This is a genomic window from Candidatus Hepatincolaceae symbiont of Strigamia maritima, from assembly GCF_055505085.1.
On record NZ_DBKDTU010000122.1, the window covers coordinates 1 to 9,836 of the forward strand.

General features: G+C 27.5%; 10 protein-coding genes. 7 read left to right on the plus strand and 3 right to left on the minus strand.

Annotated features, from left to right (window positions below):
• The coding region (locus ACQCX0_RS03145) for a hypothetical protein (protein WP_462562714.1) at positions 1-540 on the plus strand (540 nt) is incomplete at its 5' end.
• 5 nt (positions 541-545) lie between these two features.
• A complete protein-coding gene (gene metG, locus ACQCX0_RS03150; RefSeq protein ID WP_462562715.1) occupies positions 546-2,078 on the plus strand; it encodes a methionine--tRNA ligase in 1,533 nt (510 codons plus the stop codon).
• 577 nt (positions 2,079-2,655) lie between these two features.
• On the opposite strand, the gene ACQCX0_RS03155 is transcribed toward metG, so the two are convergent.
• A complete protein-coding gene (locus tag ACQCX0_RS03155) occupies positions 2,656-2,904 on the minus strand; it encodes a hypothetical protein (RefSeq protein ID WP_462562716.1) in 249 nt (82 codons plus the stop codon).
• 354 nt (positions 2,905-3,258) lie between these two features.
• Between ACQCX0_RS03155 and ACQCX0_RS03160 the strand changes: the two genes are divergently transcribed.
• The 3 genes from ACQCX0_RS03160 (at position 3,259) to ACQCX0_RS03170 (ending at position 5,069) form a co-directional block, all read left to right on the plus strand.
• Entirely contained in the window at positions 3,259-3,699 is a 441-nt protein-coding gene (locus tag ACQCX0_RS03160; RefSeq protein WP_462562717.1) for an Ohr family peroxiredoxin, read from the plus strand.
• 122 nt (positions 3,700-3,821) lie between these two features.
• Positions 3,822-4,157 carry a TehB-like domain-containing protein gene (locus ACQCX0_RS03165; protein WP_462562718.1) on the plus strand — a complete coding sequence of 112 codons (336 nt, stop codon included), beginning with the start codon at positions 3,822-3,824 and terminating at the stop codon, positions 4,155-4,157.
• A gap of 105 nt (positions 4,158-4,262) precedes the next feature.
• Positions 4,263-5,069 (plus strand): TatD family hydrolase, encoded by an 807-nt coding sequence (locus ACQCX0_RS03170; protein WP_462562719.1) that lies wholly within the window; start codon positions 4,263-4,265, stop codon positions 5,067-5,069.
• A gap of 237 nt (positions 5,070-5,306) precedes the next feature.
• Here the strand turns inward: ACQCX0_RS03170 and trmFO are convergent, their stop codons facing one another.
• A complete protein-coding gene (gene trmFO / locus ACQCX0_RS03175; RefSeq protein ID WP_462562720.1) occupies positions 5,307-6,665 on the minus strand; it encodes a methylenetetrahydrofolate--tRNA-(uracil(54)-C(5))-methyltransferase (FADH(2)-oxidizing) TrmFO in 1,359 nt (452 codons plus the stop codon).
• 123 nt (positions 6,666-6,788) lie between these two features.
• Between trmFO and ACQCX0_RS03180 the strand changes: the two genes are divergently transcribed.
• Both ACQCX0_RS03180 and ACQCX0_RS03185 read left to right on the plus strand, forming a co-directional pair.
• Entirely contained in the window at positions 6,789-7,250 is a 462-nt protein-coding gene (locus ACQCX0_RS03180; RefSeq protein ID WP_462562721.1) for a peroxiredoxin, read from the plus strand.
• A gap of 44 nt (positions 7,251-7,294) precedes the next feature.
• Positions 7,295-8,374: a glycosyltransferase family 8 protein gene (locus ACQCX0_RS03185; protein ID WP_462562722.1), complete on the plus strand. Its 1,080-nt coding sequence runs from the start codon at positions 7,295-7,297 to the stop codon at positions 8,372-8,374.
• A 1,091-nt stretch (positions 8,375-9,465) separates the two neighbouring features.
• On the opposite strand, the gene ACQCX0_RS03190 is transcribed toward ACQCX0_RS03185, so the two are convergent.
• Positions 9,466-9,750, minus strand: coding sequence for an HU family DNA-binding protein (locus ACQCX0_RS03190; protein ID WP_462562723.1), 285 nt, complete (start codon positions 9,748-9,750; stop codon positions 9,466-9,468).
• Positions 9,751-9,836: the final 86 nt, after the last annotated feature.

Consider the following 9,836-nt stretch of genomic DNA (forward strand, 5'->3'; position numbering starts at 1 on the left):
TATTTGCTTAGAAAAAATAGAAGATCTATTAATTATATAATATCTATAGCATTAAAAATAGATAATATAGGAAAATTTGCTTTTACAGTAAATGCTAACCCCACAGTGCAAGGAGAATTAAATATTCTCTCAACTAGTGCCAATACTGAGTATGATTTTATTATTAGATTTTTAGAAGGTATTTATAATAAAAAAAGATTTAAGGAGTATTTAGCAAAACAATATGAGAAAATTATTGATAATAAAGGTAAAACACTAGAAGATTTTCCTGTGGAGATTTTTGACGGAGCTTACAAATTTGGGATTCCAAGAAGAGTTTTCTTAAAAATTAGAGATCCTGGGATGGCGGAAAAATTAGAAGAAGCAGAAGAACTTAAAAAACAAGAACAAGCCTATGATAAGAAATTAAAAAGAAAAGCTAAAATCAGACAACAAGAAATAAAATTAGCTCTTAAAGCTAGTAAAGCAAATAACAAAGATACTAAAAATCAAAAGAAAACCGGCAAAAAAAGAAGGTGGTATTTATTATTCTTAAGGTAAAAAAAATGTCTTGTAAATATTATTATGTAACTACTCCGATTTACTATGTTAATGACAAACCACATATCGGACATGCCTATACTTCTATTGCGGTTGATGTTTTAGCAAGATATAAAAGAATGGATGGGTATTCCGTAATCTTTGCTACAGGAACAGATGAACACGGTCTGAAAGTTGAAGCAGCCGCCCTAAAGAATAATAAATCTCCGCTAGAATTTGTAGATTCTATTGCAACAAACTTTTCTAATTTATCAGAAACTTTAAATTTATCTAATGATGATTTTATTCGAACCACTGAACCAAGACATATTAGAGCTGTTTCATATTTATGGCAGGAATTAGAAACAAAAGGTTACGTTTATCTTAAAGAATATCAGGGATGGTATTCTGTAAGAGATGAGGCATATTATAAAGAATCAGTATTAACTAAAAATTCTCAGGGAGATCTAATTGCTCCTACAGGAGCTACGGTAGAATTAACTAAAGAAGAGAATTACTTTTTTAAGTTATCTTCTTTTCAAGAACCATTGTTAAAATTTTATGAAAAAAACCCTCAGCTAATTATGCCACAAACTAGATATAATGAGGTGATTAGCTTTATTAAGTCTAATTTAGAAGATATATCTATTTCCAGAACCTCATTTACTTGGGGTATTCCTGTTCCTAATGATGCTAAACATGTTATTTATGTATGGATAGATGCACTAACTAATTATTTAACAGTCTTAGGTTATCCGAATACTAAAGAGGCTAAATTTACTAATTTTTGGTTTAACCCTATACACATAGTAGGAAAGGATATTATTAGATTCCATGCTGTATACTTTGTGGCTATGCTAATGGCTTTGGAACTTCCTTTACCTAAAAGAATTTTTGCACACGGTTGGTGGACTAATGAGGGGAATAAAATTTCAAAATCTTTAGGAAATACAATTAATCCTGTAGAATTAGTTAATAATTATGGTATTGACCAAGTAAGGTTCTTTTTATTAAGGGAAATGCCTTTTGGTAAAGACGGAGACTTTAATTATAATAATTTTCTTCAAAAAATTAATAATGATTTAGCTAATGAATACGGAAATTTATGCCAAAGATCGCTTACCATGATAGATAAGCATTTTAACCTAAGTATCCCACAATGTTCACGGGATTTTAATGCTGAGGAAATTATTAAGTTTTCCGAGGAAGTTTTAATAGAAACAAGGCAATTAATAGATAATCAAGATTTTTATAATTATTTAGATAAAGTATGGCAAATTATTAAAAGAACTAATGCATATATTGATAAAAAGGCACCTTGGAAAATAATTAAAGAGAATCAAGTGGAGGCAGGGGAAATTTTATATCTTACTGCAGAAATTATTAAGCGTGTCTCTATTTTATTAATACCCTTCATTCCTAATGCATCTAATCAAATGTTAGATTTTTTAAAGATAGAAATTAAAGATAGAAATTTAGCAAAGTTTAGTAAAAAATTAGAAGTAGGTGCTAAAATTCAGAGTCCTACTCCTATTTTTCATAAATTTCCCATTGAGTAAGTACCCTATAATTAAAATATCTATAGAGGATACTAAAAAAAGAACTATATATTTCTAAAAGTATTTATAATTCTTGTGTATAAATCAACTACTGGTAATTTTAAATCCATAATAAAAAAATGGGAAATACTTCTTATATTTATAATATTCTCGGGGTATTAAGCTAAGTAGCTGAATATTATGCTTTTAAAACTTCTGAATAGTTCTTAATAAGGGTTAATCTTTTATTAAATACTGATACTGATTATCTTAAATAATTTTGAACATGTTCAGTTACTAATTGTGATAGTATAGATAATATATTTTTTATTGTAGAAATCTCTAAATACTAGAAATAAAGCACTGATAATAACTAAAGCATATTTAGTATTAGCTAGATTATTAAAGTTTGTATACTTATCAAAAAATAAATTAATAAAGCAATAATTACTATTATTTTTATATTGTTTGGCTAATATTTGTGTGTATTCCTTATTATGAACTTTGGTGTATTTATTTTACCATTTAATTTCTCCAACCATCAGTCTAAGCCACAACCTAGATCAAATACTTTTATTTAATTTTAATAAAGGTAATATTAAGCCTTATTCAAATTTACTAAACTAGCTATATCATTTGATAACATAATATAAGCTATGCTCATCCATTCAAAAGCTGTTTCTTTATTATTAGTTTGTCGCTCAAAATGTGTAATTAACTGTTTATTATCTATAGTAGCATATATGCTACCAATGATTGTAAATTTTGTAATTCCTAATACTATCTTTTGGATTATGTTATTTAGTAATAGATGAATTAAATTTTTATTATTGTTTAAATTGTACAACTCCTTTTAAAGTGGTATCTACTAAAGCAAGTATTTTCTTTATAAAAATCAGCATAGTCTGCAATTTTTGTAGGTAGGTCTTCTTTAGTTATAGTACCATCTAAATCAAAACAGAAAGCATTTTTTATGTTTGCTCTTAATAAATTACTAAATTATCAAATAACTATACCAAATAAAAAGAAAGATCAGTATTTAAGTAATAACTATAAAAAATAATATTTTTTTATCCTTAAGGTATTTTAAAGTAAAGAATATGAGTTAAAAAAGAGTAGTAGAGGACACAATAATATTGACAGAGAGTTATTTTATAAACTATACTAAAATAGTAGGTAATTGTAACAGGGAGTAGGTAAAATGACAAATACTATTTATAAAACAGCAGCAGTAGTAACCGGTGGTAGAGAAGGTAAAGGGCAATTAAATGATAATACAACTTCATTTAGCTTTGTTTTACCAAAAGAATTAGGAGGACCAGGCAGTGATAAAGGCCTTAATCCTGAGCAATTATTTGCAGTTGCTTATGCTACTTGTTTTGAAGGAGCAATTAATTTTGTTTCTAATGAGAAAAAATTAGGAATTAAACCTCTTAATGTTACTGCTGTAGTAGAATTACTAAAAAGGGAGGGTGGCTTTTCTTTGGCTGTTAATCTTTCCCCCAGATTTGCCCAATCTGATTTAGCTAAGACCGATAAAAAAACTATAGAGGATTTGGTTATTGCTGCTGATTTAGTTTGTCCTTATTCTCATGCGGTTAGAGGAAATATTCAGGTAAAAATTAATACTGTTATTGAATAAATTCATAGATTTATAGATAAGCCTAAACCTAAAGATATTCCTTAAACCACTATAGTATAGCTTTATTTTTAGGATATATTTTATAGGGTTATAGCTTAATATTAAAGTAAGGTTGAGAGGAAATGTTAGATTTAATTACTTATAAAATTAATCCTATTTGGGATAATAAGAGTGTGCCAAAAGGATTTCTTACTAAACACAGAACTATTGAAGGAACTTGGGGTAGGCTTTTAGTAAAAGAGGGTCTGGTTACATATTATGAATTAGATGATAATAATGAGGTAATTCTTAGTAAAGATATTTTACCTAATAACTACTTCTTAATTCATCCGTTAGTTTTTCATTATATAAAGGTGGCATCTAATTCAGAATTACAACTGCATTTTATGTGTAAAATAGAAGATTATTTTAGAAAAGCCGGTAATACCTCTTTTCATAAAAAACCTTTTAAATTTTAAGAAAAAAATTTGGCAATTGTTATAGTAAATTATTATAATAATCTTAATAATAACTTTATTTCTGAACATTTTAAGAGGAAATAGTTTTAAGACAAGAGTTTATTTATGCCGATAGATAGTCATTGCCATTTAAGTTATAAAGAACTTGGTAGTTATACTCTTATGAGTAAAAATATTGTAAAAACTGCTCAAGATAATAATATCAAATATATTGTTGATGTAGCAACTAAGATTGCTGATTTTGAGAAATCTTTAAATTTTTCCCAAACAACAGAAGGGGTTTTCTCAGGCATTGGGGTACATCCTTGTAATGTTTCTCTTGCAGAGCATGAAAACTTTACAGAAGAGAATTTATTAAAATATATAAACAATAACAAACTTAATAACAAATTGATTGCCATAGGAGAAACTGGATTAGATTACTACCACTCTCTTGCATATAAAACCAAGCAAATAGATTATTTTAAGTTACATTGTGAAGTAGCAGTATTACATGATTTACCTATAATTATTCATACTAGAAATGCTTATGCTGATACAATATCCATACTTAAGGAGTATAAAGATAGAAATCTAAAGGGAGTTATTCATTGTTTTAGTGGTGATGTTAGTGAGGTAAAACAAGCCTTAGATTTAGAATTTTTTATATCTTTTTCAGGAATTTTAACCTTTAAAAATGCTAAAGAATTGCATGAGGTTTGTAAATATGTACCTTTTTCTCAGATTTTAATAGAAACTGATGCTCCTTATTTAGCACCACATCCTTTTAGGGGAAAAACTAATTTGCCAGAATATGTTGGGTTGGTTGCTACAGCCGTTGCTAAATTAAAAAATATTACGGAAAAAGAAGCCAATGGGCAAATTATTAATAATTTTCTAAAACTCTTTAACAAGGTAAGTTTAGAAGGATAAAACTTTAATACGGTGTAGCTTAGTAGGGGTAATCTTTAGGAGGAAAAAAGTTAGTCGTTACAAATATTATTAATGTATAGTTTTCCCTAGATTGCTGAGAGAGTTATCTGTTTTTAACTAACAAGGATTCTTATGTGGGTGGCTTTAATTTATTTTTAATCTATGGATCAGATAATACCTACAGATTTTTAATACTTCGGAATTCCAAAGAAGTTATATCTATTGAAAAGATTGTAACTAATAAATTGCTTTTTTTTCTAAAGTTTTTCGCCATAGATTCATACTTTCTAAAGCTCTTTTACTGAGAGCTAACTTTTTCTCTAAACCCTTTAAGTATTTTCCTTTGTCATTTCTAAGATCAGGGTTATTAAATAAACCAAAATTAATATTCATAGGTTGAAAAGTTTCACTAAAAGCATTAGTAGTAATATGGCTTAATAAAGAACCTATGGCGGTTTCTAGTGGAGGTGAGATATTTAGAGCTTTAAGCTTTGAGTAAATAAATAAAGCAGCTAATAAGCCTATAGAGGTACTTTCTACGTATCCCTCACAGCCGGTAATCTGACCAGCAAAATAGATATTAGGTAGAGTTTTTAGACTTAAATCAGGATTTAATAATAAGGGTGAATTAATAAAAGTATTTCTATGAATTCCGCCCAATCTAGCAAATACAGCATTTTTTAATGCAGGAATTAAACTAAATACCTTTTCTTGTTCTTTATGTTTTAATTTAGTTTGGAATCCTACCATATTATATAGAGTTCCTAGGGTGTTATCCTGCCTTAATTGTACTACTGCATATGGTTTCTCTAGAGAATTATAAGGATTAGTTAAGCCTACAGGTTTCATGGGTCCGAATAATAGGGTTTTCTCACCACGTTCTGCCATTACTTCTATGGGAAGGCAACCCTCAAAATATGGGGTATCTTTTTCCCATTCCTTAAATTCTGTTTTGTCAGCTTGTAATAACGCTTCTAAGAAAGTATGATATTCTAATTTGTTAAGAGCACAATTAATATAATCTTTTTGTACTTTATCTTTATAACGGGATTGATACCAAGCCAAGCTAAAGTTTATACTATCTTTATAAACTATAGGGGCAATAGCATCAAAAAAATATAAACCCTCAGCATTAGTTAATTCCTTGATATCTTGAGATAATTGCTTGGAAGTCAAAGGTCCGCTGGCAATTAGAACTATATTATTTTGAGATACTGCTTTTAAATCTTTAAATTCTTCTCTCTTAATTTTGATATTAGGATTAGAGTTTAATTTTTCTGTAATAGTTTTAGAAAATAATTCTCTGTCTACTGCTAAAGCATCTCCTGCTGGTACTCTATGGGTATCTGCAGTATTTAAAATTAAAGAATCCAAAACTCTGAGTTCTTGGTGTAAGATTCCTACGGCACTTTTTTCTTTATTATCAGAACGTAGAGAATTAGAACAAACTAGTTCTGCAAAATTCTCAGTTATATGGGCATTGGTAGTGAGGGTTGGTCTCATTTCATAGAGGATTACTTTGATACCACGTTGTGCTAATTGATAAGCAGCTTCACTTCCTGCTAAACCTGCACCTATAATTATAACTTCTGCCATACTCATATTTTATCTCTAATTTTTTGACGTTAGTTAGATTATTCACTTACTTGTATGCTTTTGTAAAGCTATAAAATATGTTATAATAAATAAAGAAATAATTTACTAGGAGATTTCAATAATATGTTAGTAGAAAAAGATAAAGCACCAGATTTTTTATTGAGAGGAATTGATGTCTTTGGTAATGAGAAAGATTTCTCTTTAAAAGATTTCTTAGGGCAAAAAGTTATAGTGTATTTTTATCCCAAAGATAATACTCCGGGTTGTACTAAAGAGTCTTGTGAATTTAGAGATAATTTTAATGTTTTACAAGGTCAAACTCAGGTTATAGGTATTTCAAGGGATGATATAGCCAGCCATAAAAAATTTCAAATGGAACATAATCTAAACTTTATTTTATTATCAGACCCTTCCCATAAGGTTATGGAGAATTATGGTGCTTGGGGAAACAAAACATCTTTTGGGGTTACAAACACAGGGGTAATTCGCTCTACCTTCTTAATTGATGCTGCTGGTCTTATTGTAAAAGTCTGGTATAAGGTTAAGGTAGAGGGTCATGTTGCTAGAGTTTTATCTTACTTATAATATTTTACTATTTTCAAAAGAAACACTAAGAATAAAGGAATATTATGATGCCGAATAAAATTATGAATATAGTACTTAGTGCTGATGAGAATTATATAAAACTCTTAGTTCCTTGTATAATTTCTATTCTTTATAATAAGAATATAGATACTATATGTAATATCTATATTTTAGAGAGTGGTATAACTATTTATCATAAGCAAAAAATCCAAGAACTAGCAACATTTAATAAAAATAATAATGTCACAATAACGTTTATTGATATTATACAAAAATTCGGTAATGTTTTTGAGTTTAGTAATACTTATAAAACACATTATACTCAGGCAATTTTATATAGATTACTGATTCCTAAATTGCTTTTTAATTGTGAGAGAGCATTATATATTGATGTAGATACAATTGTACAAAAAGATTTACTAGAATTTTATAATCAAGATTTAACAGGGTATTATTTAGCTTGTTTAAAAACAGAACTTCCTACTAATATTATTAGGAATATTCCTTTTGTTTCTTACAAGGGTAAGAAATATATACCGGAGGCTTTATATACTAAAATTTTAGATTTACCTATGTCAATGTTTGAATACGGGATGCATCATTATAACACTAATGGGGTATTGTTATTTAATATAAAAATGATAAAAGAAGATAAAAAAGATGATACTATTCTTAGTTTAATGGCTCAATATAAAGATACCTTATATTATACGGATCAAGATATTTTATTTAAAGCTTTTTTAGAGAAAACTAAAAATATTAGTCACTTATATAATTTTATAGTACATAATATTGATAGTTTTAATAATTTATCTATTGGTAAACAAAAAGAATATTATCATAATTTTTATCAGAAGGCTGTTATTTTACATTTTTGTTATTTAAACGGTGGGAAACCCTCACAATTAAATAAATTACATAAAATTATAGGATTTGAGATTTATTTTAAATATTTACAGATGTCATATTTAAAAATAGCTCCTATTACCTTAAAATTTATATTAATTATTAATTATTTAAAGCGTTTTAGAAGAAATATTACAGGAATTATAAGAGAACCTAATAAAATAAGATTATATCTATTTAATTTTGAATTTGCATTTAATAAAAAAAGTAAACACTAAGTTTCTAAATATTTGGGTAGCTTCAATAGCTCTCATTGCTAATAATTTACTTTAAAAGTATTATATTAAGTATGAAAATAATTAAGGTAATAGGTCATAGAGATAGTTAGGGGAATTAAGCTTTAAAAACAAATTGCTAATAACAACTTGGGCGTTAGAGTACCTAATAAATATGTTTAAGGAGATAATATAAACATACACTTAGGCAATCAAGAAGATTTATTTAATAACATGCAAGACTGGTAAATAGATGCAGAAATCTACAGACTCGCCATATGCATTAAGATGGGATCATAAAATAGAAACTCATTTCCACTTTGAAAATTTTATCGACAATTTATCGAGTACTAAAAGAAAGTGGTGTTTAGTTTGCTTTGATCAAAAAACTACTACGAGTATATGAAATTACCTTGCACAACAGAAATTTCACTATATGTCAGAAAGCATTTGATACAAGTGAAGTAACAGATTACCTTTCCAGTTTCTATTACGAGTGTATGAGAAAATAATGATATTCACCAAAGGTAAAGGTAAACTCAATAAAGCAATTATAGATTTGAAATGGTAGAAAGAGGAACTTATAGATAAAATAATCAAGGATATTAAGTTATGGGATATTATAAGAAAAAGTGGCTATATTTTAACTCGTGTTATAGATCATTCCTCTTATTATGAAGAAATAAAGAAGAATTTGTATTCTATTATACTTGAGGATAATTTTCATATTAAAAAATTTAAACTTGATAAATAAATAGATTCTAATTTTAAAAATCTCTGCCATTTAAAACGGCACTTTTTGACATTAAATTCCGCACGCTAAAGATTTAACTCAGATAAATCTTTTTCATGCACATATTTTTATATATTCATCTATTTAAAATCTATATTACTTTGCATTACCTTTCATAGGTGTAGTGCTAAACTGAAGCAGACGAGCTAGCAGCTAAAGAAATTTTCTTAACTATTTCTCTTAGAATTAGCAAATTATATAAATTACAATTTAAGCTAAAGATATAAATAATAAAGTGTTTTTGCGTAACACAAGTCTTACTTTTTATTCATAAAAAAAATAAGACTAAGAATATTAAAAATTACTTCTTCTTAGAATTAACAACTTCTTTAAGACCTTTACCGGCTTTAAATTTAGGAATAATTTTGGCAGAAATTTTAATAGGTTCACCGGTTTTAGGATTACGTCCGGTTGTAGCAACCCTTTTTGATGTAGCAAAAGTACCAAAACCGATTAATCTAACTTCTTCACCCTTAGATAAAGTACTGCTAACTATACTAATAAAGACATTTACACACTCTTCAATATCTTTTTTCTTTAAATCAGCTTGTTTAGCAACAGCACTAACTAACTCTTCTTTGTTCATTTCCTAACTCCTTGTTTATTTTATATTCAACATAACTACAAATTACCATATATTCTATAATAAGTTAAAGAAAAAAATTATTATTA